Raw genomic sequence first — 25,622 nt, 5'->3', positions numbered from 1 at the left:
TCGATGGATCGAAAAAATCAGTAGCCCAGCTTGCGCGGCAGCCAGAGCGCGAGTTCGGGGAAGGCGATCACCAGCACCATCACCACGAACATCGAGAACAGCATCCAGCCCACCCACTGCACGGTTTCTTCCATGCGCACTTTGGCGATGCGGCACGAGACCATGAGGTTGACCGCCAGCGGCGGCGTGAACTGGCCCAGCGCCACCTTCAGCGTGAGGATCACGCCGAACCACACCGGGTCCCACTTGTAGTGCTGCACGATGGGCAGCAACAGCGGCACGAAGATCAGGAAGATCGACACGCCGTCCAGGAACATGCCCACGGTGATCAGCAGCAGGATCAGGAGCGCCAGGATGCCGTACTCGCCCAGCCCCGAATTCACGATGGCGCGCGTGACCGGATCGATGACGCCCAGCGTCGAGAGCGAGTACGCGAAGATGCCCGCCAGCGACACCACCAGCAGGATCACCGCCGACAGCTCGCCCGACTCGCGCAAGATCACGAACAGGTCGCGCACCTTGATCGTCCGGTGGATGCACATGCCCACGAACAGGCCGTAGAACACCGCCACCACGGCCGCCTCGGTGGGCGTGAACCAGCCCGCGCGCATGCCGCCCAGAATCAGCACCGGCGCCGCCAGGCCCCAGATCGCTTCGCGAAAGCTCTTCCAGAACGGCGGGCGCGGCAGCGTCGATTCGAGCGCGCCCATCTTGTGCTTGCGCGCCAGCCACACGGCCGGAATCATCAGCGCCAGGCCGGCCATCACGCCGGGGATCATGCCGGCCGCGAACAGCGCCGGCACCGAGGCGCCGGGCACCAGCACCGAGTACACGATGAACGCGACCGAGGGCGGAATCAGGATGTCGGTGGCCGCCGCGGCGCCCACCACGCTGGCCGAGTACGCGGCCGGATAGCCGGCGCGGCTCATGGCCGCGATCATCACCGCGCCCACGGCGGCGGCGTTTGCCGGGCCCGAGCCCGAGATGCCGCCCAGGAACATCGCCACCGCAATCGCCACCAGCGGCAGCATGCCGGGGCCGCGGCCCACGATGGCGATGGCGAAGTTGACCAGGCGCAGTGCCACGCCCGAGCGGTCGAAGATGGAGCCGACCAGCACGAACATCGGAATCGCCAGCAGCGGGTACTTGCCCAGGCCGGCGTAGAAGTTCTGCGGCACGGCCAACAGGCCGAACCACTGGGCGTCGGCGTTGGCCAGCGCGATGCAGGCGGCGCCCGCCAGGCCGAGCGCGGCGCCGATGGGCACGCCCACCAGCATCATGAGCACGAAGGCGACGAAGAGCAGGGTGGCGATCACTTGGCGTCGCCCTTCTTGCTGTTGTCGTCGTCAGACTTGTAGTTCGTCTTGCGGCCACGGCGGACCATCAGGCCGATGGCGCGCCCCGCGATCGCGAACGACACGATGGGCAGCCAGATCGAATACCACCAGGCGGGCAGGCCGATGCCGGGCGTGGTTTCTTCGAAGCGGTAGTCGTCCCAGACCATGCGGATGCTGAGCGCGCCGATCAGCGCGAACAAGATGGCGATCATCAGCGCGCCGAACTGGGCCAGGCGCTTGCGCCGCGCCATGGAGCCGCTTTCCGAGAAGTACTCGATGCGGATGTGCCGGTCGCGCGCCACGGCGGCCGAGCCGGCCACCAGTGCCAGCATGATCATCAGGAACACCGAGAACTCTTCCGTCCACGCGAAGGACGAGTCGGTGAAGTAGCGCACGATGACGTTGGCAAACGTGATGAGCGCCAGCGCGCCCATGATGAGGACCGTGAGCCAGTCTTCGATGGCGAGGGGAACCTTGGTGGGTTCGTCGGCGGCTTCGATGTCGGGGGGGAGGGGACTGGCGGCGTCCAGCGTGGGGCCGGACTCGGGAGGAGTTGTCATCGCAGGAAAGGGCAGCTGAGGCAGGCGCCAAGTCACCGGGCGGACGCCGGGACGCGATCCGTACACCTTGACAGGCGAGCAGCGCTCGATGCTAGGGGGTCAATGACCATTCATATATCGGGGGTTTCCTTAGCTGTGGCCTTGTTCTGGACGCTTGTCCGGGGCGCGTGCGCAGGCCGCCGGGTACTCCCCTCCGCGAATGTCCCCCGGCCTGCGGCCTCCTCCTTGGTTTCGCTGCGGGGAGCACCCGATGCCCTGCGCACGATGAGTGCGGCTGTGACGTTGGCGGGCTGACCGCTGTGGTGGATTGCAGATGTTCGCTTCAGACTGGATGCAGTCGGGCCATTCGAGATTTTTAGCGGTCGCAGTTCCCCACCGAGGCGTCAATCGACCTGTATTGATTTCCAAGGAAATTCTCGATCTGGGTTGAGCTACCATTGCAGAACGCTAGCGTTTTTCACACAGGAGTTCTGCATTGGCTGTAACGAAGACGGAGGTGGTCAGTGCAAGAGTGCCTCCCGATGTGAAGTCCGCGCTGTCCGCTGCCGCAGAGGCGGAGAGACGCAGCGTCGCGTCCATGCTCGAAGTCATGGTTCTCAGCTACTGCCGTGATCACGGCATCGCCGCATCGCGCGCCGCGTCTACAGACAGGGGCCCTGCTAAGGCACCCCGCAAGCAACGCCAGCCTTCGAGCTGAAATGGCCTGATATGCAGGGCGATAAGGCATCGAACTTTGGATATCTCAAGGCGCACGACCAGCAGCTCGTACGCCTCGGGATGCTCGCTGAGCGCTACTTCGCAGACGATCCGAATACGTGCCTCCTGAAGCTGCGCCAACTGACGGAATTGCTCGCGCAACTCGCAGCTTCGAACGTCGGGGTTTTCACTTCTCCCGAAGAAAAGCAGGTCGACCTGCTTCGCCGTCTGCAGGACCAGGGCATCGTTCCGCGAGAGGTCGGGGCGTTGTTCGCGCAGGTCCGCAGGTCGGGCAACAACGCGAACCACAGTTTTGGCGGCGACCACCGCACCGCGTTGCTCAGCCTCCGGCTCACGTGGCAGCTGGGCGTGTGGTTCCACCGGACCTTCAAGGATCCCGCCTTCAAGTCCGGCCCGTTCCTGCCCCCCGTGCCACCGGCGAACGAGAGCGTGGAACTCACGGCTGAACTCAACGCACTTCGGGTCGAACTGGCCCAGTACCGAGCTACGCATCAGGATGCGGCGCAGGTGATCGATCAGGCGCAGGCACAGATCAGGCGCGCCGAAGAAGATCGCGCCTTCTGGGAGAGCATGGCCACGGAGGCCGAATCGGCCAAGTCCGCACTGCTCCAGCGACTGGAGCTGCTCCAGGCCCAAGCCGGTGCAGAGCCACCACAAGCCATCGCCAGGCTCGTGGCGGCCGCAAACTCGGCGGCAGCGGTCATTCAGATCAGCGAAGGCGACACGCGCAAGCTCATCGACGACCAACTGACCAGCGCGGGCTGGACGGTCGACTCGGCACAGCTGACGTTCGCCAAGGGTGCCCGGCCTCAACGTGATCAGAATCTCGCCATTGCCGAATGGCCCACCGAGACTGGGCCTGCCGACTACGCGCTGTTCATCGGCCTCACGCCGGTCGCCATCGTGGAGGCCAAGCGCAAGAACATCGACGTCTCCGCTGCATTGCAACAAGCCAAGCGCTACAGCCGTGGCTTCCGTGCATCACCCGAGGTGGAACTTCCTGCAGACAACTTCGGCGCCAACGCCGAGTTCCGTATCCCCTTTGTCTTTTCCGCCAACGGCCGTCCTTACCTACGGCAGTTGGCCGAGAAAAGCGGCGTCTGGTTCTGTGACCTGCGGCGCCCGGAAAACCTCGGCCATGCACTGGACGGTTGGTACACGCCCGAAGGCCTGAGCGCGCTGATGGAGCGGGACGAAGACCGCGCGCACTCCGAACTCGCCAATGCGCCATTCGATTACGGTTTTCCACTGCGCCCCTACCAGCAGAACGCCATCCGGGCGACCGAGGCCAGCATCCACGAGGGCCAGCGCGCCGTCTTGCTGGCCATGGCCACTGGCACCGGCAAGACCAAGACCTGCATTGCCCTCATCTACCGCCTGCTCAAGGCCAAGCGCTTTCGCCGCATCTTGTTTCTGGTCGACCGTTCAGCCCTGGGCGAGCAGGCCGCGAACGCCTTCAAGGACACGCGGATGGAGCGCCTGCAGACCTTCGCCGATATTTTCGGCATCAAGGAGCTGGATGCCCCACGGCCCGACGCCGACACCGCCGTCCACCTAGCCACGATCCAGGGCATGGTGCAACGTGTTCTGTACACCGCCGAGGATGAGCCACCGCCTCCCGTCGACCAGTACGACTGCATCGTTGTCGACGAATGCCATCGCGGTTACCTGCTGGACCGTGAGTTGTCGGACACCGAGCTCAGCTTCCGTGGCTACGACGACTACGTTTCCAAATACCGGCGTGTGCTGGACCACTTCGACGCGGTGAAGGTCGGGCTCACCGCCACGCCAGCGCTGCACACCACCCAGATCTTCGGGCCGCCGGTGTTCACCTACGGGTACCGCGAGGCCGTCGTCGATGGCTGGCTGGTGGACTACGAACCGCCCATCCAGGTGCACACGCACTTGTCCAGCGAAGGCATCGCCTGGAAGGCTGGCGAGGAAGTCAAGGTCTACAACACAGGCCGTCAACAGATCGACCTGTTCAAGGCGCCGGACGAGATCAAGCTCAAGGTCGACGATTTCAACCGCAAGGTCATCACGCGAGCGTTCAATGAAGTAGTTTGCAATTATTTGGCGCAGGAGCTGGACCCCGCGTCGCGCCGCAAGACCTTGATCTTCTGCGTCAGCGACAGTCATGCCGACATGGTCGTGGACTTGCTCAAGCAGGCCTTTGCCGCGCAGTACGGTGCAGTGGAAGACGACGCCGTCATCAAGATCACTGGCGCGGCCGACAAGCCGCTGCAGTTGATCCGCCGCTACAGGAACGAACGCCTGCCCAACGTTGCCGTGACGGTGGACCTGTTGACCACCGGCGTGGACGTGCCCGAGATCTGCAACCTGGTTTTCCTGCGGCAAGTGAATAGCCGGATTCTGTTCGATCAGATGTTGGGCCGCGCCACGCGGCTGTGCGACTTCGGCGGTACGGACGTAAAGGATGCATTCCGCGTGTTCGACGCCGTGCGCATCTTCGAGGCTATCGGCGACATGACGGCCATGCAACCCGTGGTCGTGAACCCGAAAATCAGCTTCAGCCAACTTGCCCAGGAGCTGGCAACGCTCAAGGACGAAGCCGCCACCGCCCTGGTGCGTGACCAGTTCCTGGCCAAGCTGCAGCGCAAGAAGCGTCACCTGTCTGACAACGACCGGCAAGACTTCGAAGCCAAAGCCGGCATGCCCGTGCAGGCCTTCATCCAGAAACTGAAGGCCATGCCCCTGACCGATGTGGCCGCATGGTTCGTTCAAAACCCGGAGCTGGGCGAACTGCTGGACCGCCGCGGCGATGGCCCCGAACGCGAGATGTATGTGTCAGAGCATGCCGACCGCTTTGAGCGTGCCGACCGCGGCTACGGCAAGGCCCAGAAGCCAGACGACTACCTCCGCGCGTTCGGCGACTTCATCCGGGCCCAGGGCAACCAGATTCCGGCCTTGGTGACCGTGCTCACCCGCCCGCGTGAACTGACCCGTGCCCAGCTGCGCGAGCTGGTGCTGACCCTGGACCGCGCCGGCTTCACCGAAACCAGCCTCGCTTCGGCCTGGCGCGAGCTGACCAACCAGGACATCGCCGCGCGCATCGTCGGCTATATCCGCCAGGCCGCCATCGGCGACGCGCTGGTGCCCTACGCCGAGCGGGTGGACCACGCGCTGCAACACCTGCTGGCGCACCCGCCCGGCGGCAAGCCTTGGAGTACACCGCAGCGCGACTGGCTCAAACGCATCGCGGCACAGACCAAAGCCAACGTGCTGGTGGACCGCGCCGCTCTCGACGACCCCGACCTCATCTTCAAGCGCGAAGGCGGCGGCTTCAACCGCCTCGACAAAGTCTTCAACGGCCAGCTCCAGCCCGTGCTGGAGGCCTTCAACGACGCGCTGTGGGCTCCGCCACCAGCGTCGGCCAACCGCTGACCTCTACTGACCCCCTGCTACCCCATGACCAACCACTCTGCCGCGCTCGACATCGGCGCCAAGCTCTGGTCGTTGTGCCACGTGCTGCGTGACGACGGCGTCACCTACCACCAGTACCTGAGCGAACTGACCTACCTGCTGTTCCTGAAGATGATGAAGGAGACCGGCCAGGAAGACCGGCTCAAGGTGTGGACGCGACCCAAGAAGTCCGAGCCCCCGGTCGAACAACCCGGCACCCGCTGGGACGACCTGCTCAACGCCTCCGCCCCCGAACGGCTCGACCTTTACAAGGAGATGCTGCTCGACTACGGCCTGCGCGGCCGCGGCGCGGTGCAGGAAATCTACGCCAACGCCAACACCTTCATCACCAAGCCCGCCACACTGAGCAAGCTGGTCACCGACATCGACAGCCTGGACTGGTACAGCGTGGAACGCGACGACCTGGGCGACATGTACGAAGACCTGCTGGAGCGCAACGCCGGCGAGAAAAAGAGCGGCGCCGGCCAGTACTTCACGCCAAGGCATCTGATCGACAGCATCGTTGCGGTGATGCAGCCGCAGCTGGGCGACGTGATCCAGGATCCGGCGGCCGGCACCTGCGGCTTTTTGATCGCGGCCAACAACTACCTGCGTCGGCACAACGACTTCGACAGCCTGACGGATGCACATCAGCGCCGCTACACCAAGGAAACCTTCTTTGGTATGGAGCTGGTGCAGGACACGCACCGCCTCGCGTTGATGAACATGCTTCTGCACGGCATCGAAGGCGGAGTGATCTATGGCGACACGCTCAGCGATGACCACGACCAGTTGCCGAACGCCACGCTGATCCTCTCCAACCCACCCTTCGGCACCAAGAAAGGCGGCGGCTTGCCGACACGTGGTGACCTCACCTTCGAGACCAGCAACAAGCAGTTCGCCTTCCTGCAGCACATCTACCGTGCGCTGAAGCCGGGTGGGCGCGCCGCCGTGGTGCTGCCCGACAACGTGCTGTTCGAAAGCAATATCGGTACCGAGATTCGCCGCGACCTGATGGACAAGTGCAACTTGCACACCATCCTGCGCCTGCCCACCGGCATCTTCTATGCCCAGGGCGTAAAGACCAACGTGCTGTTCTTCACGCATGGCAAGACCGACAAGGGCAATACCAAGGAAGTGTGGGTCTACGACATGCGCGCCAACATGCCGCAGTTCGGCAAGCGCACGCCCTTCACGCGCGACTATTTCCGCACGCCGTCTGACGCACCGGCCAGCCAACTGCGCGACAAGTTCGAGGACGTGTTCGGCGACGACCCCTGCGGCGGGCCCAGCGCATTGGCCGCGCGTCAGGACACTGGCGCCACCGGCCGTTGGCGCCGCTACACCCGCGAGCAGATCGCGCAACGCGGCGATAACCTCGACATCAGCTGGCTCAAGGACGACAGCGCGCAGGCCGCCGACGCCCAGCGCGATGACCCGGCCATGGTCGCCCGGCTGCTACAGCGCGAGCTGGGCGACGCCATGGCCGAGTTGCGGGCCTTGCTGGAAGAACTGGGGGAGGACCCCGATGTGGCGCTAGACGACTTGCCCCTGGACGAGCCGCAGGCCAATGAGGCTGGGGTATGACCGACTTGATTGCCACCCTGGCCGGCACCTCGCCGGTGAGTCTGCACGACGAGCTGCGCGCGCTGATCGCTGCCAGCCGCCAGCGCTTGACCGGCGTGTTGAACCGGCTGTGCTGGACTGTCGGCCAAAGTCTGGTCTCAGAAGTGCTGGGTGGTGTGTGCGCCGGCTCTGGCGCCCGCTTACTCGACCAATTGGGCTTGCAACTGTCGCAAGAGTTCGGTCGGAGCTCCGAACCGCGCAACCTGCGCCGCATGGTGGAGTCTGCGCAGGTCTTCGCCGACGCCGCAATTGTGTCGTCGCTGTCGACACAATTGCCGCTGCTGAATGCAGCGCTGATAGAGGCGCGGGAGCGGTTGGTGCTGCGGGAAGGGCCGGGGCGATGAGTGATTTCGAGATCACGCCGCAAAGCTTGCCGCCTTCTTGGGTTGTCACAAACCTGGGCGCAGTTGTTGCCTATGGCAAAACCACAAAAGCTGAGCCCTCGGAAATTCCCGGCAGTGCCTGGGTGCTGGAGCTGGAAGACATCGAAAAGGACAGTTCGCGCATCCTGGCCCGATTCACGCAAGCTCAACGCCAGTCCCGAAGCACCAAGAACCGATTCAACACCGGGGATGTGCTGTACAGCAAGTTACGCCCCTACCTCAACAAGGTGGTCATTGCCGACTTGCCGGGCTTTTGCACCACTGAGATCGTGCCCCTGCCGACGAGTCCAGCGTTGGACAAGCGCTACCTCTTCCACTGGCTCAAACATCCGGCGTTTCTGAAATACGTGGAAGCCGCGAGTCATGGAATGAGCATGCCGCGCCTTGGTACCGAAGCAGGTAGGTCCGCGCCACTCGTGGTGGCGCCGCGAGAAGAGCAAACCCGCATCGCTGACCAACTCGACACCCTGATGACCCGCATCCAAGCCTGCAATGACCGCCTGGATGTCATTCCGGTATTGCTCAAGCGGTTTCGGCGGGCAGTGCTGAATGCCGCTACGTCCGGCTCGCTGACGGAGGACTGGCGAAACGATGAGATGACCTCTTGGCCTCAAGTCAGGCTTGCCGAAGTGGCCTCCGGCTTTTCGTATGGCTCCGCGGCCAAGTCCTCTCCGACGGGGGAAGTGCCTGTGCTTCGCATGGGCAATATCCAAGAAGGGCGGCTGGACTGGAGCGACTTGGTCTTTACCTCGGACAAAGGAGAGATAGACAAGTACACGTTGACTGCCGGCGACGTTCTTTTCAATCGCACGAATAGCCCCGAGCTCGTAGGAAAGACCGCCGTCTACAAAGGCGGACGACCAGCCGTATACGCGGGATATCTAATTCGCGTCAGGTGTTTGCCCAGCCTGTTGCCAGACTACTTGAACTACTGCCTCAATAGTCAGAACGGACGGGACTATTGCTGGTCGGTCAAGTCCGACGGTGTTAGCCAGTCGAACATAAACGCCAAGAAGCTGGCAGCCTTCCCCTTTCGGTTGCCCTCGCTAAGCGAGCAGGCCGAGATCGTGCGTCGCGTCGAAGTACTTCTGTCTGTCGCTGATCGCATTGAGAAGCGCTATGAGCAAGCAAGATGGCTTGCTCAGCGCCTCGCACCTGTCACGCTCTCCAAAGCCTTCCGCGGCGAACTCGTCCCTCAAGACCCCGACGATGAGCCCGCCAGCGCGCTGATAGCGGAACTGAGGGCCGCTCAGACAAATGCTGCAGCAGAACCCTCGCGCAGACGACCCAAGACACCGGGGAAACGACCGAATATGAGCATTTCCGACAAGAACACCATCAAGGCTGCAATTCTGAAGCTGAAGACTGATCGCTTCTCGTTTGACGAGCTAAGGGCGCAGGTTTCAGGTGACTACGAGCAGCTAAAGACAACGCTCTTCGAGTTGCTAGAAGAATCAAGTCCTGTTGTTCGGCAGGTCTTCGACGAGAAGACCAAAGCGATGCAGCTTGTGCGAGTCTGACCATGAAGCTCACCCGCATTCACATCATCAAGGCGGCGACCTGCGGCGGGCTACTCGACGGGCTCGATGTCGGCTTGCGAGGGACGCAGAACGGGCCCGAGCAATTCGACCCGCTCTGCCTTGTTGGACCTAACGGTGCGGGAAAATCACAGTTCCTTCAGGTGGTCGCCGAGGCGTTTCAGACAGTCTTTCACGCATGTGTTGCGAATGAGGAGCGCGCTAAAGGCAATGAAGACCTTCAGTTCGAGATTGAGTACGTGATTCGTCTCACGAGTGGCGAGCCGGTGCTAGTCCGTCTTTCGCGTCGCAGCGAGGGCAGGCGACGTCCGGCGCTCAAGATCGAGCGGAAAGATGGTATCGAGTGGGTTGAATGCTCCCTCGAGAAGCCTGCGACACACGAGCTGCTCCCATCGCGGATCGTCGGCTACACGTCGGGAGGCAACGAGACTCTGAGCCTGCCTTTTCTTGTGAGCCGGAGCGGCTACGCTGACGCGGTTGGCAAGCAGGCGTTGGACCATGAGCCCGGTGCGAAATCTCAGTCAATTCCCGATACACGGCTCATGCTCGTAGACTACGGCACGCATCTCGAGGTGCTGGTCGCAAACCTTCTCCTGGGGTCCGCGACGGAAAGGGATGCATTGCTCCGGGACGCGAAGCTCAAGGAACTGCACTCGTTTCGATGCGTGATCCAGCTGGCTCACCGGGCTGTCCCTAAGCTCTCGGCACGAAAAACGTCGACGCGGAAGCGCAAGGGTGTGCAGCTAACTGACGAGCTCGAGCACTACATCGAACAACTGAAACGGTGCTCGACTTGCCATACATACGACGAAAAGTCCGAGACCTACGTCTTCGACTTTCTGGTGACGGACGAAACGCGCAGAGCATTTCTCGCGTTCTGGGCGACCACGATCGAGCTGTACTCGGCACTTCACAAGCTGGCGATGCTGAACGACCTGGCGATTCCCAAAGTCACCCGCGAACGCCTACTTCGCGACATCAAGACGAGACGCTTCGCATCGCGGCTGCCGGAGCCTCAGGATGAGGACAGGGTCTTCCGCTTTGAGCAGGTTCGGTTCATACCTAGGGTTGGCGAGGGAGTTGTTGACTACGTTTCGCTTTCCGACGGTGAACACCAGCTCGCGCAGATTCTCGGGACGATGTGCATGGCATCGTTTCCCAACGTGCTGTTCCTGCTTGACGAGCCGGAGTCGCATTTCAACCCGCAGTGGCGCGTCAAATTCATCTCCCGGATGATGGACTTGCCCACGGCGAGCGGCAAGCGCGGCGAAGCGGGCGGAGCGGCCGCCCAACAGGACTGCTTGCTGACGACCCACTCGCCGTTTGTGCCGTCGGACATGTCGCGGAACAACGTGCTCATCTTCAAGAAAGGGGAATCCACGGTCGAAGTGCGGCGCCCCGACATTGAGACCTTCGGCACAACCTTCGACGCCATTCTTGGAGAGTGCTTTGACGTTCGACCTCCAATGTCGGAGGTGCCGCGACGTGAGATCAAGGAGTTGATGGCCAGCGAGGACGCAGACGCAATCAAATCGGGCATCGCGAAGCTAGGAGATTCAGTCGACAAGGTATTCTTGATGGATCACCTTCGCCAGATCTCGAAGCAGGACGGAGCGTAGGCATGCTCTTCGGCTACCCGCCTGCCGCAACGCAGAACAACTGGCTTCACGACTGCGTGCTGGCGGCGGTCAAGAATGTGCACGCGCTAGCGGACGCTAAAAAGCGGTATCCGGCCTGGCCCAAGATCCTGCCCGACGAGCACCAGGCGACGCTAAAGTCACGCGCGGGGTTGCGAGACCGACTCAAGAAGTACAACATCGCACTCCGGAAGCTGTCGTTGCAGAGCGAGAGGGCCGCCGTTCTAGCCGCCGTCACTGATCAAAACCGCATTGCAGACCTGCTGTCCAACGCCTCCAATTGCGCGGCGCTCGAAGCGCTGCCCGCAGCCGTTCATGACGCCGTGACCTCGCTCTTTGACTTCGCCTTCGGACTGCTCACCGACCTCAAAATTCGTGATGATCACTACAAGATCATCTACAACGCGGTGACTGAGCATATCTGTCCGTTCTGCGGCACGGAATACTTCGATGCGCCCGGGGCGCCTCGTGAGGACTTGGACCACTACCTAGCGGTGAGTCGCTATCCATTTGCCGCCGTTAACCTGAGGAATCTCGTGCCCATGGGGCACAAGTGCAACTCGAAGTACAAGCTTGCGGTTGACGTGCTCTACGACGCGGGCGGCGTACGTCGCGTGGCCTTCGACCCGTATAACCACGCCAAGATTGGCGTGGTGCTCGACGACAGTGACCCGTTCGACGGCTCAACGCCGAGCACGCCCAGATGGGCGATCGAATTTGACCCTGACGCACCAGCTGTCCCGACTTGGGATGCAGTGTTCTCCGTTCGCGAGCGCTATCGACGAGACCACCTTGACGAGGGCTACTCGGCATGGCTCTGGGAGTTTCGGAACTGGGCGCGAAGTGCCGATCGCCGGGGTGATACTGATGTCAGCTTGTTAGAGGCGCTCAAGAGGTTCGAGCAGTACTGCGTCGACAACGGCATGCGAGACAAGGCTTTTCTCAAGGCGGCGGTGTTCCGGATGCTGCGACTACGCTGTGAACAGGGACATGGCCGCCTGAAGCAACTTTTACGAGATCTCCTTGACCAGTCGACGACTTCAGCACCGTGCTCATGAGCGACATCAAACTCTTCCGCCTTCAATTCGGCCGCGCCACCGAGCTCCAAGGCGACGCCTCCGATTTGGAGAAACCGTTGCAGACCCTGATCGAGGCCAATCTCGATACGCTCCTCGGCATTCGTTTCCTGGCCACCGAGTACTCCACCGGCAAGACCCACGCCGGGCGAATCGACTCGCTGGGCCTGGATGAGAACAACTGCCCGGTGATCCTGGAATACAAGCGCTCGGTCGGCGAGAACGTCATCAACCAGGGCCTGTTCTACCTGGACTGGCTGATGGACCACCAGGCCGAGTTCAAGCTGCTCGTGATGGACAAGCTGGGCAAACCGGCGGCCGACGCCATCGACTGGACGGCGCCGCGCCTGGTGTGCATCGCGGCCGACTTCACCAAGTACGACGGCCATGCGGTGCAGCAGATCAACCGCAATATCGAGCTGATCCGCTACCGGCGCTTTGGCGAAGAGCTGCTCCTGCTGGAACAGGCCAACGCCACCAGCGCGAACGGCGGCCGTGCGTCGGCGGTCAAGCCGGCGAAAGCGCTGAAGTCTCCGCCCGCGGATGCCAGTGCGGCGAAGCCGGTGACGGGAGACCGGTCGTTTGCCGAATGGCTGCCCTTGCTTGCGCCCTACTTGAGCGAGTTGATGGCGTCGCTGGAGGGGCATGTGCTCTCGCTGGGCGACGACGTGCAACGTAAAGAGCTGAAGTTGTACGTGGCCTTCAAGCGGCTGAAGAACTTTGCCACCGTGGTGCCGCAGAAGGTGCGCTTGCTTCTGTACCTGCACGTCGACCCAGCCCAGGTGCTGCCGCTACCGTCGAACGGGCGGGATGTCAGGCAGCAAGGACATTGGGGAACGGGTGACCTGGAACTGTCCCTCGCGTCGCAGTCGGATCTGGATGCAGCGAAGCCGCTGATCCTGTTGGCGTATGAGGGGCGTGCGACGGGTGCGGTGACTTCGTCAGGCAGTTGACGGTTTGCCCAGGCGAGCCGCGAAAACCGCAGCCCGCAGACCAGCCGCTAACCGCCAGTCTCAAGCGCTCCGCGTCGCGCCTTCTCGCTCACACCTTTTACGATCAGATGCGCTGGGTCGGATGGGAGCATGAAGTGAGCAACCTACCTGGGGACCAGTGCTTCAACTTCTACCCTTTCCTCCATACCGAGCAGGGCTCGACGCAGAGTAGCTCGCGGCGTCCAGTCCCGATCCCCGAGCAATACGCACTCAACACCGAATAGATTGTCGCGGCGCTACCTGAGCCGGCGGCGAGCGGCCGCTTTGGAGCGAATCGAACTTCGGCTTTGGGCTCATTGCTGAAGTTAACCTGCAGCCAACAGAAGCGTCGAAGGCTTCTGGAGCGCCTCATAATCAAAACCTGCCCCCCGCTTGTTCGAGATACCGACCTTTCGTCATGGATAAATTCTTGCTGCAACAGCAGGTGCTGGAACGGCTCGCCGAAGACCTGCTGCAAGCCGAACAGGCAGTGCGGGCAGCCCATGAAACGGCGACTCACGAAGAGAACATCGCCGAAAACAAATACGACACATTGGGGCTCGAAGCCGCCTACCTGGCCACCGGCCAAGCTCGGCGCGCCGAAGCCATACGCCAGGCGATGGCCAATTGGCGCCGATTCCGCCCGCGTCCCTACGACGCCATCAAAGGCATACAGCTAGGCGCGCTGGTCTGCCTGGTCGATTCCGACGACAAGCAGCAACAGCTCTTTCTCGGCCCGGATGGGGGCAGCATGACGTTGGTCAGCGGCACTCAGCTGGTTCAGGTCATCAGCAGCGAAGCCCCTTTGGGTAGGGCAATGCTGGGCAAATGCGAGGGTGATGAGGTGTCGATACAGGTCGCTCCAATCCGACAGCAGTTTGAGGTACTGCGGGTTCTTTAAGCCGCGACTGGACAGACGCGGCACGCGTGACGTTGAGAGTCAGTCGAAGGCGGCGGACCTCGACCTGCGTTGACGCTAACTAGGGTCTCGACGAACGTTCCTCGAAGATTGGCCCCGATTTTCCAGTTGTAGATTTCAGCTGCGCGTTGGCGAGATCTCCAAGACTCCTGATGGCCCCTTCCAAGCGCGGGTCGCCGAGATACCCGTAGTTGATGCGCAGGTGCCGGGTGTATCGGCGGTCGGCTGAAAACAAATGGCCCGGCGCTACGCCTATGCCGAGCCGAAGAGCGTCCTGGTGCAGTGCGAGCGAGTCGACACCTTCTGGCAGCGCGAGCCACAGGAAATAGCCACCCTCGGGGCGCGTGACCCGCGTTCCAGTTGGAAAGTATCGATCGATAAATCGCAAGCATGCAGCCTGCTGGCGGCTGAGCGAATGCCGCAGGGCGCGCAGGTGACGATCGAAACTCTTGTGTTGCAGGTACTCCTGCAACGCCAGTTGCGAGGGGAGTGCCGTCGCCAGCGAGCTCATCAACTTGTTCCGGCCCAAAGTGGCTGCAAAGCGACCGCCCGCTACCCAGCCGATGCGATATCCGGGTGCCAGGGATTTCGAGAAAGAACTGCAGTGCAGCACCCAGCCATCCCGGTCCCAGGCCTTGGCTGGTGGCGGTCTCCGAGCCCCATGCGCGAGCTCGCCGTACACGTCGTCTTCGATCAGCGGTATGGCGCGGGTGGCGAGCATGCTGACCAGTTGCTCCTTGGCTGCGTCGCTCATGGTGCAGCCCATCGGATTCTGGAAGGTCGGCATGAACCAGCAGGCCTTCACCGGATGCTGGTCGATCACGCGAGCAAGAGAGTCGAGATCTACGCCTGTTCGCGGGTGCGTCTCAACCTCGACCGCGCGAAGACCGCGCCGCTCCAGTGCCTGCAACGCACCGTAAAAGGTTGGCGTTTCGATCGCCACGAGGTCGCCTGGCTGCGTCACCGATTCGAGCGCAAGATTGAGTGCTTCCATCGCCCCGCTGGTGATGACCAGTTCAGACGCAGGAACATCCATCCCGACGCTGCCGTAACGCAGGGAGATCTGATGGCGCAATTGGGCGTTTCCTGGTGACAAATCCTCGACGGTCTGCCAAGGATCCATCCGCTTGAGCGCTCGCGTCAGGCCGGCGGCAAGTTGCTCGAAGGGAAACAACTCTGGCGACGGAAAGGCCGAGCCGAGCGGGACCATATCGCGCTCGCGAGCCTGTGCAAGGACCTGAAAGACAAGCGACGAGACGTCGACCGACATGGACCGCAGGACAGGCTCGCTGGCGGCGAGTTCGTTGGCCGGCATTTCCGCGCCCGCTCGAACGAAGTATCCCGACCGCTGCCGAGCTTCGACAAGCCCTTGCGCCTCCAGCAGGTAGTAAGCAGAGAACACGGTGGACGCACTGATGCCCATTTGCGACTTCAGTTCGCGCACGGAGGGAAGGCGATCGTTCGCCTTCAGGCTACCCGCGCGAATACGCTGAGCGATGTTGTCGGCAAGCTTCTCGTAGCGGTTCATGGGCATCTCTTTCTGATACGGTCGTTCTGGACCGCTTCAGAGATTGTCATATCAGACGTCGACCCGCCCCGGCGCGACTACCGGCCTCCTTGCATCTGATACGAAGATTTTCAGCTGATCTGGTTCTTTACGTATCAGCCTGGAAGATGAACACTCGACAGCACGATGAGAGTGCTTCTGTGGTGCAGGCAGACTGCTCCGCCTTTCGACCCATGTCTTGCGTGCCTTTCGACGCGCCTTGCGGACGCCCATTTAGCTCACCGCAACCGTTTCGTTAGATTGATTGATTGAATTTCCGTTTCTTCATCGGTCTATTGAGCTACTCGCCGCACTCGGGCACTTCGCCGTCTTTCACCATTGATATCCCTTCAATCATGAATTCAATCCCTATCTCTTTTGTTATTTTCAAGGTTCTCGTGCTCAGCGTGGGCATGTATTTAGCCGTCAAGTGGCATTACGAACGGGGGCAGAAGGACAAGAATCAGAAGACAGCTGCAGTGGTACTGACATCCATCAAGGTGGGCGGGGCGTTCGTCGCTTCTGCGTTCCTCGTGCTCTTCCTCACCTTTGAATTTTGCAATTGGATGGGTCTGGACCTGGCCATGCAGTGATTGGAAGTTTTCGGTCGATAGCCCGGATACGGTGCGACTAACGGCACGACCCTTTCAGAGACGGACATCGACACGATGGCGCGGTATTTGGCTGGCATGCCGACGTGCAAGGCGAGCTCGCCGATGGCAAAGTTCTCGCCCAGAATTCATGTCAAGTGATCGCCCGGCTGCATCGTCTCTGCTCCTGCGCCAACCTGCGTTGGTGCCGGGCATCAGGCCGGTTACCTTCTTGCCAGCAGCCTTGAGGCGGCGCCGGAACTCGATCTGGCCATCTTCGATTTTCATATTCGATGAGCCCGCCGAGTGGCTGCTTGTGGCCGCAACGAGCCCTGGTCATCGACCTCAACAATCTGAGGCCCCAATCGACTGAGCTCGTTCCGCTGACCCTCGGTGAAGGTGCGTCGCGCGAGCACAAGTGACTGCAACCCGGTGATGCCTGCCAATGCCGCGATGGTCGCTATGGAGAGCCGCGAGGCGTCGAGCGCAATTTGCTGGATGCCTCGCAGACCGCAAAGCGGAATGACCTTATCGTCCGCCAAAGATACATCCATAAGAGTGACCGCAAAGACCTCCGCGTCCCACACGTAGCCGCCACCGACGGCTTCCACGCCGTCGAGAATCGACTGATTGGCTTGGCTTTCTTCAGGCGTCATTTTCGGTTCACTGTATTGAAGGCGGCGGGAAGCAGGCGCGCCCCGTCTGGAAAGCTGAGAGGCGCCGACGAACTTCCGCTCTTGGCCGACTGCAGCCGGTCGCCTTGCCATCGCAAAGGGCGCTGCTCTCGACAATTTCGCGCGATCATGAAAGCTGGAGCTGGAATGGATTGACACACCCCCGAGGCAATGGAAAAGGCCCATTTAGGATGTGTGAATCCCCGTCCCACCATCAAAAATTCCTACGGATTTCGACTGGGGCCCAGTGTCGATTCATGTACTTCATTGTGAAGATGGGCCCTTCGATAATCCGGAGACGGACAACGTGCGTCTGATGAGTTCGCGCACATGAGATTAACTAAATAGAAACAACGCTTGTGGAGCAACATCGCTTTGGGCCTATGCTGCCACCGTACCTCCAGGTTTCGCGCGAAGGCCGTGTGCAGCACTTGGCCGAACACAGCGGCACCTGCCGCGGTGCAGTCCTGCGCATTGCATGCAACGGAATCGATGGCTTTCATGCCGGGATGGCAGCCAAGCAGTACGGCCACGCGTGTCCTGGCATCGAGGACACGGGGTGGGGCACGCGTGAGGTGACAGTTCGGCATTCCTTCGGGAATCGGTTGACGTTTGCCAACGCAGTGAGCACGTGACGGGCCGTCCGAATGCCCCGAACCGCCGACGGCCGTGGCTACAGTCGATGGCAGCCCTCGCCGTCGCGGCCTTGATCGGCTGGGGGTGCCTTGTTGGAGCGATCGAAGTGGTGGAAAGCGTGCGCACCGGGGTGCTCAACAACCGCAAAGGACCTGACATCCTTGCCGTCGAGCAGCCTGTCCTTTACTGGGCCCTGATCAGCTTCTACGCGGCGGCAACCCTGACCGCCGCCGGCTTGGCGCTTTTGGTGATGGCCATTGCCGTGCGCGATCTGATTGGTGCAAGAGGCCCTGATCGATGAATGCGTCGTCTACGCGCCTGGCGACCTGCGTGCGCGTTGCCGAGGTGCAAAAGTGGCGCGATCTTTCCGATGCCGGCTGGAGCGCGAGATTCCGGCTTGAAGATGGCCCGCGGACCTCGAAGGGTCGAGGTGGTGACGAGCCCGTTGCCGGCTGTCAGTGCGGCGTAGTTCTCCTGGTCAACTCGCAAGCGACTGCGTGGCGACGCCGAATGACTGCTTCTGTCCGAAGCCGGGCTTCCGCTGATTCACAGAAAGACGGTGTGAGGCTGCAGTTTCACTCCTTCTTACATGCTCACTCACAAAGAATTGACGACTTGTCCGTTCGCTGTGATTTGTCAGTGCGCCGAGAGCAGATACTTCATGCCCTGCGTAAAGCCACGCGGCGCGACGGTGAGATGGTCCTCGTCGTTCAGGACCGCTGACTTCAGCTTCAAGCTTGGGTACTTTCTGCTCTGTAGCGCCGTCTCCAGCGCCTGGTTGTCGGCAACCATGTCTACCGTCTGGTTGTAGCGCCGAACACCTTTGCGCAGCGCCTCATAGGCGCCGACATAAAGATAGACATTCGCCGTCAGGTCCCGATTCTGTTTGGCGTAGCTCGCTTCGAGCTTCAAGGCATGTCGCTTGTCGTACCAGAGAGATGGGCTGCCGAGGATATAGCCGTTGAACAAGCCGGGCTCGGTGAAAAGGATCTGCATCCCAAGCAGGGCGCCGTAGGAGTGACCGAGAAAGATTGTTCTGGCCGGGTCGGCCCGGTAACGAGCGGCGATGAACGGCTTTACCTGGTTGCGCAGATATTCTTGATAGGCGCGCGCCTGACCGTGGACCGCATTGGCTGGCGCGGTGCTGGGGCCGTTCGGTGTCGGTGTGTAGTCGCGCTGGCGGCTGACCGCGCCGTCCTCGCCCTTTGCGTAAGACAGGCCGACGAGGATGAATTCCTCGATCTGAGGTCCTTCAACGTTCAGGCGGCGCCCCAACTGCCGGACGATCGGGAAAGCGTAGTCGGCGTCAGTCACATACAGCACGGGGTAGCGCTGCCGGGGCTGCTTCGCATAGGACGGCGGCAAAGCAACGAAGACTTGGTAGCCGCGGCCTGAAACCGGATCGGGCACGTCCCATACCTCGCTGTCGACAATCTCGTAAGGCCGCCCCTCGCCGGGCTGCACCTTCGGCGTCGTTTGGGCCTGGGCGCGTGCCGGATCGCCAGAGATGCCGAAGCTGGCGATGAGGGCAACCAGCAAGGCATTCAGAAAACGTTGTTGCATGTGATGAGGTCTTCGCAGATCGGGGGAAATTCTGGTGCAGACCGAGAGGATGGCTTTCGTTCGACACCTGTCCCATGTTGAGTGTCTGCTTGTGACCGAATCGTTCCGGCGCAAAAAAACGGACGGTTGTTGGCCCCTGGTGACCTTAGGGTGTTCGCGAACTGGGCGGCGTGAGCCAAGGTCCGGTTCTGGCCGATAGCACTCATTCGCGCGAGGCCAGAAGATGTCGGCAACCGCTGCATGGCCGTCCTTCGTGTGCGCCCGCTTCAGACTGTTGCGAGACAGGCCTGCACGCCTGGCTGTCTCGCGAATGCACAACCATTCATTTCATTTGCATCTTTTACTCAGAGCAAATCAGCCGGCGCATCATGCCTTGTGCATGTCGTATGGATGCACTTTGGGTCTCGGCTCGACCCACCCGGCCGCTCCGGTATCCAACTACTTCAATTGGAGACCCAAATGAAAAAATTCATTCCCAGCGCCATCGCCAGCCTTCTGATCGCAGGGGCAATCTTGCCGGTCGCCGCCAAGGAGAAAGTCGTCGCCCGGAGCATCACGGAAGCGGAAGTCCTGGGGGCCCAGCAGGCCTGGTGCAAGGCGCTGGTCGACATCAGCGCTGCGAATTCCAGCGGAGGGCAGCCGGCCGCCAGGGCGCTGGCCGAGAAGGTCATCGACAGCGCCTACGCCTACCAACTGGGCGCAGTGCTGTTCAAGCCGACGCTCACGACATCGCCGCAGACCTTTCGCACCGCTCGCGACGGCGCGCTGGCGTACTTCGTGGGCGGCAACCCTGCCTTTCCCAACGACACCGGCTTCGCCCTGAAGGGCTGGACCAAATGCGAGATTGCCAACAGTGCCGTGCTCATCCACGGCGACGTGGCCAGCACGCTGGGTAACGTGCTGTTCACCGACCCGGACGGCAAGGTCACCACGGTCGACAAGACCTGGACTTTCGTGAAGGACGGTGCCGGCAAGCTGCGCATCGTCGTGCATCACTCGTCGCTGCCGTACGCTGGCCGTTGAACACCGCGTTCGAGTGCCGGCATTGGTGGCTCAAAGGCGCGAATCGGTGGCAGCACGCCGTCGTAGCGCGCGACCTGCACCGTAGTGCGTTGCCCCGCGCAACCCTGCGCCAGCGATGAGGTGCCGATGTCGCGCGTCAACACATTGGGGTTGCCGTGCACGCTTGCACTTCGAGCGGCAGTGGCCAGAGTGGCTGAACGCCTGTCTGTCTTGGGTCAGTAGGCACCCATGTAGTCGCGCTTGCCGATCTCCATACCGTTGTGGCGCAAGATGGCATAGGTGGTGGTCACATGGAAGAAAAACTGCGGCAGTCCATAGTGCAGAAGATATGCGCTTGCGGTCAGCTTCTTTTCCTTGGGGGTGCCGGGGCGCAAAACGATCTCGCGGCTCTCGCTGGAATCAAATTGCTCAGGCTTGAAGGAGCCGATATGGGCCAGAGCTTTGGCGATCAACGCTTGCAGGTCGGCGAAGCTGACCTCGGTGTCGGGCCAGGACGGCACCTCGGCACCAGCCAGGCGGGAGGCAATGCCCTTGGAGAAGTCCGCGGCGATCTGTACCTGACGTATCAGCGGAAACATGTCAGGGAACAGCCGCGCCTGCAGCAGCGCATTGGGGTCGATATTTCTTTGCGTCGCCTGGTCTTCGGCCTTCTTGAGCACGTCGGACAGGGCGCGCAGCATCTGCTGCATGACGGGAACGGAGGCGTTGTACAGCGGGCTGGTCATGGTGAGTTCACTTCTAAAATTTTGGGCACGATGGCCGGAGTTGGCGTGGCAGGGGCCCTGCCGACCATGCAAGGCTAACAGCACAGGGCGAACTGAATCGCCCCGGCTTTTGTGGCTAGCTTTTCTTCCCGCTGGTAGTCGGAGCAGCCGCGTTGAAGGGCAGTTCACTGGCAAGAAGCGGAGCGGGCCGCGAAACACGCAGCCCGCAGACCAGCCGCTAACCGCCGGTCTCAAGCGCTGCGCGTCGCGCCTTCTCGCTCAGTTGAAACAGCTCTCCAGCCTTGCGAGCGAGATCAGCCGCAAGCCACAGCAGGTTGTCCAGTTGTCGAGGCCCGTCACCGCTGCACCAGTCGATGTCTTCCCCGTGGCAGACCCACAGGAGCGCTTCGAGTTGAGAGAGTGTGTTTTCGAGAAGATCCGCCGGGTCTTGGGCGTTGTCTTCGGAAGCTACCGGCGTAGTTGGCCGGGCTATAGTCTTGGTAGCCATTTTTGTGCGTTCCTTCCAAGGTAGTTGCACGAACTTGGTTAGACGGCTGGGGTGCTAGTAACACCTCGGCCGTCGCCTTTTGATACCTCGCATCTGCATCGCTGCTTTCGCACCGACGACCTGCCGCGAGGCAAGCAGCCTTCAAACATCTCGGTAGTGGTGGGGGTGTGGCGCCTTTCTTCTTCCCTTGGTGGGGTGTCGAGTGACAGGGGCATTCACTCTAGAGAAGAACCCGGCGAAGTGGCCGGTTCATGCGGCACGAAGTCTCGGTGAGCGCCAACAAATGCAGCTTCTGCGATGTGCCGCGCACGGACCTCGTGGGCCCGTGCCGCGCCAGTCCGAAGCGGCTCTGAACGCTCACGTCGATGGGGTGCCTTGCGCGGCGAAACCAAGGAGGAGCCCGAAGGGCGGGGGACATTCGCGGAGCAAGGCGCCCCGTCGGCGGGAGCGCGGCAGAGCTTCAGTTCATCCAGCTGCGGGCGCGGTCCAGATGCTCACGGCACTCGCGCACCATGCGTTCCAGCAGTTCCGCGCAGGTCGGGATGTCGTCGATCAGTCCGATGCACTGGCCGGCCGAGACCACGCCGTTGTGCACCTCGCCCGACTCCAGCGCCGCGCGGCCGCGTGCGCCGGCGACCAGCGGACGGATGTCCTCGAACTCGCAGCCGCCCGGACGGCGTTCGGTGGCCACCACTTCTTCGGAGATCGCGTTGCGGAACACGCGCGCCGTGTTGTGCAGCGTGCGGAACATCAGCTTGGTGTCGCGCTCGGTCGCGGCCACCAGCGCCTGCTTGATGTTGTCGTGGATGGGCGCTTCCTGGGTCACGCAGAAGCGCGTGCCCATGTTGATGCCCTCGGCGCCCAGCGCCAGCGCGGCAGCCATGCCGCGGCCGTCGGCGATGCCGCCCGACGCGATGATCGGAATGCGCAGCTTGCGCGCCGCCACCGGCAGCAGCACGAGGCCGGGCACGTCGTCCTCGCCCGGGTGGCCCGCGCATTCGAAGCCGTCCACGGACACCGCGTCGACGCCGTTGCGCTCGGCCGAGAGCGCGTGGCGCACCGAGGTGCACTTGTGGACGATCTTCACGTCGTGGCGCTTCAGGGCCTCGATGAAGTCCTTCGGGCTGTTGCCCGCGGTCTCCACGATCTTCACGCCGCTGTCGATGATGGCTTGCACGTATTCGGCGTACGGCGGCGGCTTCACCGCCGGCAGGATCGTGAGGTTCACGCCGAAGGGCTTGTCGGTCATCGTGCGCGTGCGCGCGATCTCGTGGCGCAGGTCGTCGGGCGTGGGCTGCGTGAGCGCCGTGAGAATGCCCAGGCCGCCGGCGTTCGACACGGCCGCGGCCAGCTCGGCACGGCCCACCCATTGCATGCCGCCCTGGATGATGGGGTAGCGGATGCCGAGCAGTTCGGTGATGCGGGTCTTCATCGTCGCAGCCGCTTACAGCGTGGTCACGAGTTCCGGCACGGCCGTGAACAGGTCGGCCACGAGGCCGTAGTCGGCCACCGAGAAGATCGGTGCTTCTTCGTCCTTGTTGATCGCGACGATGACCTTCGAGTCCTTCATGCCGGCCAAGTGCTGGATCGCGCCCGAGATGCCCGCAGCGATGTACAGCTGCGGCGCGACGATCTTGCCGGTCTGGCCCACTTGCCAGTCGTTCGGGGCGTAGCCTGCGTCCACAGCAGCGCGGCTGGCGCCCAGGCCGGCGTTCAGCTTGTCGGCCAGAGGCGCCATCACTTCGGTGAACTTCTCGGCGCTGCCAAGGGCGCGGCCGCCCGAGACGATGATCTTGGCGGCGGTCAGTTCGGGGCGTTCGCTCTTCGTGACTTCGCGGCCGACGAAGGTCGACTTGCCGCTGTCTGCGACGCCTTCAGCGGTTTCGACCGTCGCGCTGCCACCGGTGGCAGCAGCTGCGTCGAAGCCGGTCGTGCGCACGGTGATCACCTTGGTGGCGTCGGTGCTCTGCACGGTGGCGATGGCATTGCCGGCGTAGATCGGGCGCTCGAACGTGTCCGGGCTGTCGACCTTGGTGATGTCGCTGATCTGCGCCACGTCGAGCTTGGCGGCCACGCGCGGAGCGACGTTCTTGCCGTTGGCGGTCGAGGGGAACAGGATGTGGCTGTAGTTGCCGGCGATCGCGAGCACCTGGGCTGCGACGTTCTCGGCGAGGTTCTCGGCCAGCGAAGCGCTATCTGCAGCGATCACCTTGGACACGCCGGCGATCTGCGCGGCGGCCTTGGCGGCTTCTGCTGCGTTGGCACCGGCCACGAGGACGTGGACGTCGCCACCGCAAGCCAGGGCTGCGGTCACGGTGTTGAGGGTGGCCGGCTTGATGCTGGCGTGGTCGTGTTCGGCAATGACGAGTGCGGTCATGTTCGTTTCTTCCTCAGATCACTTTGGCTTCGTTCTTGAGCTTGTCCACCAGGGTGGCAACGTCGGGCACCTTGATGCCGGCGCCACGCTTCGGGGGCTCGCTGACCTTCAGGGTCTTCAGGCGGGGCTTCACGTCCACGCCGAGGTCTTCGGGCTTGAAGGTGTCCAGCTGCTTCTTCTTGGCCTTCATGATGTTGGGCAAGGTGACGTAGCGCGGCTCGTTCAGGCGCAGGTCGGTCGTGATGACCGCGGGCAGCGTGAGCGTCAGGGTTTCCATGCCGCCGTCGACTTCGCGTGCCACGGTGACCTTGTCGGCTGCCAGGTCGACCTTCGAGGCGAAGGTAGCTTGGGGCAGGTCGGCCAGCGCAGCCAGCATCTGGCCGGTCTGGTTGGCGTCGTCGTCGATGGCTTGCTTGCCGAGGATGATCAGCTGGGGCTGTTCCTTGTCGACCAGCGCCTTGAGCAGCTTGGCAACCGCGAGAGGTTGCAGCTCTTCGCTCGTCTCGACCAGGATGCCGCGATCGGCGCCGATGGCCATCGCGGTGCGCAGGGTTTCCTGGCACTTGGCATCGCCGCAGGACACGGCGATGACTTCGGTCACGATGCCCTTTTCCTTCAGCCGAACCGCTTCTTCGACAGCGATCTCGTCGAAGGGGTTCATGCTCATCTTGACGTTGGCAATGTCCACCCCGGTGCCGTCGCTCTTGACGCGCACCTTCACGTTGTAATCGACGACCCGTTTGACAGGCACCAGAACTTTCATGGCTGTTCCTCTTGAATGACAAAAATGGGAAAAGGGGTTACTCGAGCTTGGCGCCCGACTGCTTGATCAGGCGCTCCCACACGGGGCGCTCCTGCTTCCAGGCCGCGGCAAAGAGCTCGGGCGAGCTGTCCTTGATCTCGAAGCCCATGGCCGCCACGCGCTCGCGCACGTCGGGCTGCTGCGTGGCCTTGCGCACTTCGTCGGCGATGCGGTCGACGATGGCCTTGGGCGTCTTGGCGGGCGCGGCGATGGCGAGCCAGCCGGTCACGCGGTAGGCCTCGTCCTTCAGGCCCTGCTCGGCCAGCGTGGGCACGTTGGGCAGCGTGCTCATGCGGCGCTCGCCGGTCACGCCGACGGCCTTGAGCTTGCCCGCGTCGATGTGCGGCTTGGCCGCGAGCGCGCTGGCGTAGGCCATCTGGATCTGGCCGCCGATGAGGTCCTGCACCATCGGCGCCTCGCCCTTGTAGGCGACGTGGTTCATGTCGGCCTGCTGCGTGAGGCTCATGTGCGCGCCGGCCAGGTGCGGGTAGGCGCCCACGCCGTACGAGCCGTAGGCCACCTTGCCCTTGTTCGCGGCCACGTACTTCAGCAGCTCGGGGCCGGTCTTGGCGGGCACGCTGGGGTGCACCACCAGCACCAGCGGCGCCATCGCGATCTGGTAGACCAGCGTCAGGTCGCGCTGCGTGTCGTAGGGCAGCTTCTCGTAGAGGAACTCGTTGGTCATGAGCGAGTTGCTCAGCGACAGCACGATGGTGTAGCCGTCGGGCGCGGCCTTGGCGACCGTGTCGGTGCCGATGATGCCGGCCGCGCCGGGCTTGTTGTCGACCACGAGGGGTTGGCCCATGCTGGCCGACATCTTCTGGCCCAGCACGCGCGCCAGCACGTCGGTCGCGCCGCCGGCCTGGAAGGGCACGACGAGGCGGATCGGCTTGTTCGGGTAGGGCGCCTGCGCATGCGCGGGGGCCAGCGCGAACAGTGCGGCGGTCGATGCTGCCGCGCACAGCAGGGCGCGGCGGGTCGAGGGTTGATGGGTCATGGTTTGTCTCCCGTT

Annotated in this window: 24 protein-coding genes and 1 pseudogene; 13 read left to right on the top strand and 12 right to left on the bottom strand. The window is 62.6% G+C overall.

Features of this window, described 5'->3' with window-relative positions:
- Positions 1-17: 17 nt before the first annotated feature.
- Together AC07XP_RS12935 and AC07XP_RS12930 are read right to left on the bottom strand one after the other, a co-directional pair.
- Complete coding sequence (locus tag AC07XP_RS12935) at positions 18-1,316, bottom strand: TRAP transporter large permease (RefSeq protein WP_307635951.1); 1,299 nt, start codon at positions 1,314-1,316, stop codon at positions 18-20.
- A complete protein-coding gene (locus tag AC07XP_RS12930; RefSeq protein ID WP_495264904.1) occupies positions 1,313-1,897 on the bottom strand; it encodes a TRAP transporter small permease in 585 nt (194 codons plus the stop codon). Before AC07XP_RS12930 ends, AC07XP_RS12935 begins: the two co-directional genes overlap by 4 nt.
- A gap of 708 nt (positions 1,898-2,605) precedes the next feature.
- Between AC07XP_RS12930 and hsdR the strand changes: the two genes are divergently transcribed.
- The 9 genes from hsdR (at position 2,606) to AC07XP_RS12885 (ending at position 14,169) form a co-directional block, all read left to right on the top strand.
- A complete protein-coding gene (hsdR, locus tag AC07XP_RS12925; protein WP_495264903.1) occupies positions 2,606-6,019 on the top strand; it encodes a type I restriction-modification system endonuclease in 3,414 nt (1,137 codons plus the stop codon).
- 24 nt (positions 6,020-6,043) lie between these two features.
- The gene (locus AC07XP_RS12920) at positions 6,044-7,624 is read left to right on the top strand and encodes a class I SAM-dependent DNA methyltransferase (RefSeq protein ID WP_495264902.1); all 1,581 of its coding nucleotides are present in this window, start codon (positions 6,044-6,046) and stop codon (positions 7,622-7,624) included.
- Complete coding sequence (locus tag AC07XP_RS12915; RefSeq protein WP_495264901.1) at positions 7,621-8,007, top strand: DUF1016 N-terminal domain-containing protein; 387 nt, start codon at positions 7,621-7,623, stop codon at positions 8,005-8,007. Before AC07XP_RS12920 ends, AC07XP_RS12915 begins: the two co-directional genes overlap by 4 nt.
- Entirely contained in the window at positions 8,004-9,566 is a 1,563-nt protein-coding gene (locus tag AC07XP_RS12910) for a restriction endonuclease subunit S (RefSeq protein WP_495264900.1), read from the top strand. Before AC07XP_RS12915 ends, AC07XP_RS12910 begins: the two co-directional genes overlap by 4 nt.
- A 2-nt stretch (positions 9,567-9,568) precedes the next feature.
- Complete coding sequence (locus AC07XP_RS12905; protein ID WP_495264899.1) at positions 9,569-11,203, top strand: restriction system-associated AAA family ATPase; 1,635 nt, start codon at positions 9,569-9,571, stop codon at positions 11,201-11,203.
- 2 nt (positions 11,204-11,205) lie between these two features.
- Positions 11,206-12,279 (top strand): hypothetical protein, encoded by a 1,074-nt coding sequence (locus AC07XP_RS12900; RefSeq protein WP_495264898.1) that lies wholly within the window; start codon positions 11,206-11,208, stop codon positions 12,277-12,279.
- Complete coding sequence (locus AC07XP_RS12895; protein WP_495264897.1) at positions 12,276-13,250, top strand: DUF5655 domain-containing protein; 975 nt, start codon at positions 12,276-12,278, stop codon at positions 13,248-13,250. Before AC07XP_RS12900 ends, AC07XP_RS12895 begins: the two co-directional genes overlap by 4 nt.
- Entirely contained in the window at positions 13,247-13,513 is a 267-nt protein-coding gene (locus AC07XP_RS12890) for a DUF2625 family protein (protein ID WP_495264896.1), read from the top strand. The genes AC07XP_RS12895 and AC07XP_RS12890 overlap by 4 nt, the downstream gene beginning before the upstream one ends.
- A gap of 173 nt (positions 13,514-13,686) precedes the next feature.
- Positions 13,687-14,169 carry a GreA/GreB family elongation factor gene (locus AC07XP_RS12885; protein WP_495264895.1) on the top strand — a complete coding sequence of 161 codons (483 nt, stop codon included), beginning with the start codon at positions 13,687-13,689 and terminating at the stop codon, positions 14,167-14,169.
- A gap of 79 nt (positions 14,170-14,248) precedes the next feature.
- On the opposite strand, the gene AC07XP_RS12880 is transcribed toward AC07XP_RS12885, so the two are convergent.
- Entirely contained in the window at positions 14,249-15,715 is a 1,467-nt protein-coding gene (locus AC07XP_RS12880; protein ID WP_495264894.1) for an aminotransferase-like domain-containing protein, read from the bottom strand.
- A gap of 287 nt (positions 15,716-16,002) precedes the next feature.
- Between AC07XP_RS12880 and AC07XP_RS12875 the strand changes: the two genes are divergently transcribed.
- Complete coding sequence (locus AC07XP_RS12875) at positions 16,003-16,326, top strand: hypothetical protein (protein ID WP_495264893.1); 324 nt, start codon at positions 16,003-16,005, stop codon at positions 16,324-16,326.
- A 281-nt stretch (positions 16,327-16,607) separates the two neighbouring features.
- Here the strand turns inward: AC07XP_RS12875 and AC07XP_RS12870 are convergent, their stop codons facing one another.
- Complete coding sequence (locus tag AC07XP_RS12870) at positions 16,608-16,979, bottom strand: hypothetical protein (protein WP_495264892.1); 372 nt, start codon at positions 16,977-16,979, stop codon at positions 16,608-16,610.
- A gap of 377 nt (positions 16,980-17,356) precedes the next feature.
- On the opposite strand from AC07XP_RS12870, the gene AC07XP_RS12865 reads away from it, so the two are divergent.
- Entirely contained in the window at positions 17,357-17,632 is a 276-nt protein-coding gene (locus tag AC07XP_RS12865; RefSeq protein WP_495264891.1) for a glyoxalase superfamily protein, read from the top strand.
- 47 nt (positions 17,633-17,679) lie between these two features.
- Positions 17,680-17,934: a hypothetical protein gene (locus AC07XP_RS12860; RefSeq protein ID WP_495264890.1), complete on the top strand. Its 255-nt coding sequence runs from the start codon at positions 17,680-17,682 to the stop codon at positions 17,932-17,934.
- Between the two features lie 335 nt (positions 17,935-18,269).
- Here AC07XP_RS12860 and AC07XP_RS12855 read toward each other — a convergent pair whose 3' ends face one another.
- Positions 18,270-19,196 (bottom strand): alpha/beta hydrolase, encoded by a 927-nt coding sequence (locus tag AC07XP_RS12855; protein WP_495264889.1) that lies wholly within the window; start codon positions 19,194-19,196, stop codon positions 18,270-18,272.
- Positions 19,197-19,655: 459 nt separating this feature from the next.
- Between AC07XP_RS12855 and AC07XP_RS12850 the strand changes: the two genes are divergently transcribed.
- Entirely contained in the window at positions 19,656-20,219 is a 564-nt protein-coding gene (locus tag AC07XP_RS12850; protein WP_495264888.1) for a metal-independent carbonic anhydrase family protein, read from the top strand.
- Here the strand turns inward: AC07XP_RS12850 and AC07XP_RS12845 are convergent.
- The 7 genes and pseudogenes from AC07XP_RS12845 to AC07XP_RS12815 form a co-directional block, all read right to left on the bottom strand.
- Positions 20,189-20,383 (bottom strand): annotated as a pseudogene (locus AC07XP_RS12845) (hypothetical protein); the annotation flags it as partial. The gene AC07XP_RS12850 and the pseudogene AC07XP_RS12845 overlap by 31 nt on opposite strands.
- 51 nt (positions 20,384-20,434) lie before the next feature.
- Entirely contained in the window at positions 20,435-20,944 is a 510-nt protein-coding gene (locus tag AC07XP_RS12840; RefSeq protein ID WP_495264887.1) for a DUF1993 domain-containing protein, read from the bottom strand.
- Between the two features lie 217 nt (positions 20,945-21,161).
- Positions 21,162-21,431 (bottom strand): hypothetical protein, encoded by a 270-nt coding sequence (locus AC07XP_RS12835; protein ID WP_492679132.1) that lies wholly within the window; start codon positions 21,429-21,431, stop codon positions 21,162-21,164.
- Positions 21,432-21,891: 460 nt separating this feature from the next.
- Entirely contained in the window at positions 21,892-22,863 is a 972-nt protein-coding gene (locus AC07XP_RS12830; protein WP_062470992.1) for an NAD(P)H-dependent flavin oxidoreductase, read from the bottom strand.
- 12 nt (positions 22,864-22,875) lie between these two features.
- Entirely contained in the window at positions 22,876-23,808 is a 933-nt protein-coding gene (locus AC07XP_RS12825) for an electron transfer flavoprotein subunit alpha/FixB family protein (protein WP_307695657.1), read from the bottom strand.
- Positions 23,809-23,821: 13 nt separating this feature from the next.
- On the bottom strand, positions 23,822-24,571 hold the full coding sequence (locus AC07XP_RS12820) for an electron transfer flavoprotein subunit beta/FixA family protein (protein ID WP_095743555.1): 750 nt from the start codon (positions 24,569-24,571) through the stop codon (positions 23,822-23,824).
- 37 nt (positions 24,572-24,608) lie between these two features.
- Positions 24,609-25,607, bottom strand: coding sequence for a Bug family tripartite tricarboxylate transporter substrate binding protein (locus tag AC07XP_RS12815; RefSeq protein ID WP_095948125.1), 999 nt, complete (start codon positions 25,605-25,607; stop codon positions 24,609-24,611).
- Between the last annotated feature and the right edge of the window lie 15 nt (positions 25,608-25,622).

The organism is Variovorax sp. GW531-E2, assembly GCF_059423125.1.
Note: the sequence above shows the minus strand (reverse complement) of the source record. Positions and strands in the feature narration are given on the sequence as shown.

What these genes read in the sequence shown, in the direction of transcription:
- AC07XP_RS12930 (WP_495264904.1), bottom strand. Translation starts at nt 1,897, where the DNA reads ATGACAACTCCTCCCGAGTCCGGCCCCACGCTGGACGCCGCCAGTCCC.
- hsdR (WP_495264903.1), top strand. Translation starts at nt 2,606, where the DNA reads ATGCAGGGCGATAAGGCATCGAACTTTGGATATCTCAAGGCGCACGAC.
- AC07XP_RS12920 (WP_495264902.1), top strand. Translation starts at nt 6,044, where the DNA reads ATGACCAACCACTCTGCCGCGCTCGACATCGGCGCCAAGCTCTGGTCG.
- AC07XP_RS12915 (WP_495264901.1), top strand. Translation starts at nt 7,621, where the DNA reads ATGACCGACTTGATTGCCACCCTGGCCGGCACCTCGCCGGTGAGTCTG.
- AC07XP_RS12910 (WP_495264900.1), top strand. Translation starts at nt 8,004, where the DNA reads ATGAGTGATTTCGAGATCACGCCGCAAAGCTTGCCGCCTTCTTGGGTT.
- AC07XP_RS12905 (WP_495264899.1), top strand. Translation starts at nt 9,569, where the DNA reads ATGAAGCTCACCCGCATTCACATCATCAAGGCGGCGACCTGCGGCGGG.
- AC07XP_RS12900 (WP_495264898.1), top strand. Translation starts at nt 11,206, where the DNA reads ATGCTCTTCGGCTACCCGCCTGCCGCAACGCAGAACAACTGGCTTCAC.
- AC07XP_RS12895 (WP_495264897.1), top strand. Translation starts at nt 12,276, where the DNA reads ATGAGCGACATCAAACTCTTCCGCCTTCAATTCGGCCGCGCCACCGAG.
- AC07XP_RS12885 (WP_495264895.1), top strand. Translation starts at nt 13,687, where the DNA reads ATGGATAAATTCTTGCTGCAACAGCAGGTGCTGGAACGGCTCGCCGAA.
- AC07XP_RS12880 (WP_495264894.1), bottom strand. Translation starts at nt 15,715, where the DNA reads ATGAACCGCTACGAGAAGCTTGCCGACAACATCGCTCAGCGTATTCGC.
- AC07XP_RS12870 (WP_495264892.1), bottom strand. Translation starts at nt 16,979, where the DNA reads ATGACGCCTGAAGAAAGCCAAGCCAATCAGTCGATTCTCGACGGCGTG.
- AC07XP_RS12860 (WP_495264890.1), top strand. Translation starts at nt 17,680, where the DNA reads ATGGCAGCCCTCGCCGTCGCGGCCTTGATCGGCTGGGGGTGCCTTGTT.
- AC07XP_RS12855 (WP_495264889.1), bottom strand. Translation starts at nt 19,196, where the DNA reads ATGCAACAACGTTTTCTGAATGCCTTGCTGGTTGCCCTCATCGCCAGC.
- AC07XP_RS12850 (WP_495264888.1), top strand. Translation starts at nt 19,656, where the DNA reads ATGAAAAAATTCATTCCCAGCGCCATCGCCAGCCTTCTGATCGCAGGG.
- AC07XP_RS12840 (WP_495264887.1), bottom strand. Translation starts at nt 20,944, where the DNA reads ATGACCAGCCCGCTGTACAACGCCTCCGTTCCCGTCATGCAGCAGATG.
- AC07XP_RS12835 (WP_492679132.1), bottom strand. Translation starts at nt 21,431, where the DNA reads ATGGCTACCAAGACTATAGCCCGGCCAACTACGCCGGTAGCTTCCGAA.
- AC07XP_RS12830 (WP_062470992.1), bottom strand. Translation starts at nt 22,863, where the DNA reads ATGAAGACCCGCATCACCGAACTGCTCGGCATCCGCTACCCCATCATC.
- AC07XP_RS12825 (WP_307695657.1), bottom strand. Translation starts at nt 23,808, where the DNA reads ATGACCGCACTCGTCATTGCCGAACACGACCACGCCAGCATCAAGCCG.
- AC07XP_RS12820 (WP_095743555.1), bottom strand. Translation starts at nt 24,571, where the DNA reads ATGAAAGTTCTGGTGCCTGTCAAACGGGTCGTCGATTACAACGTGAAG.
- AC07XP_RS12815 (WP_095948125.1), bottom strand. Translation starts at nt 25,607, where the DNA reads ATGACCCATCAACCCTCGACCCGCCGCGCCCTGCTGTGCGCGGCAGCA.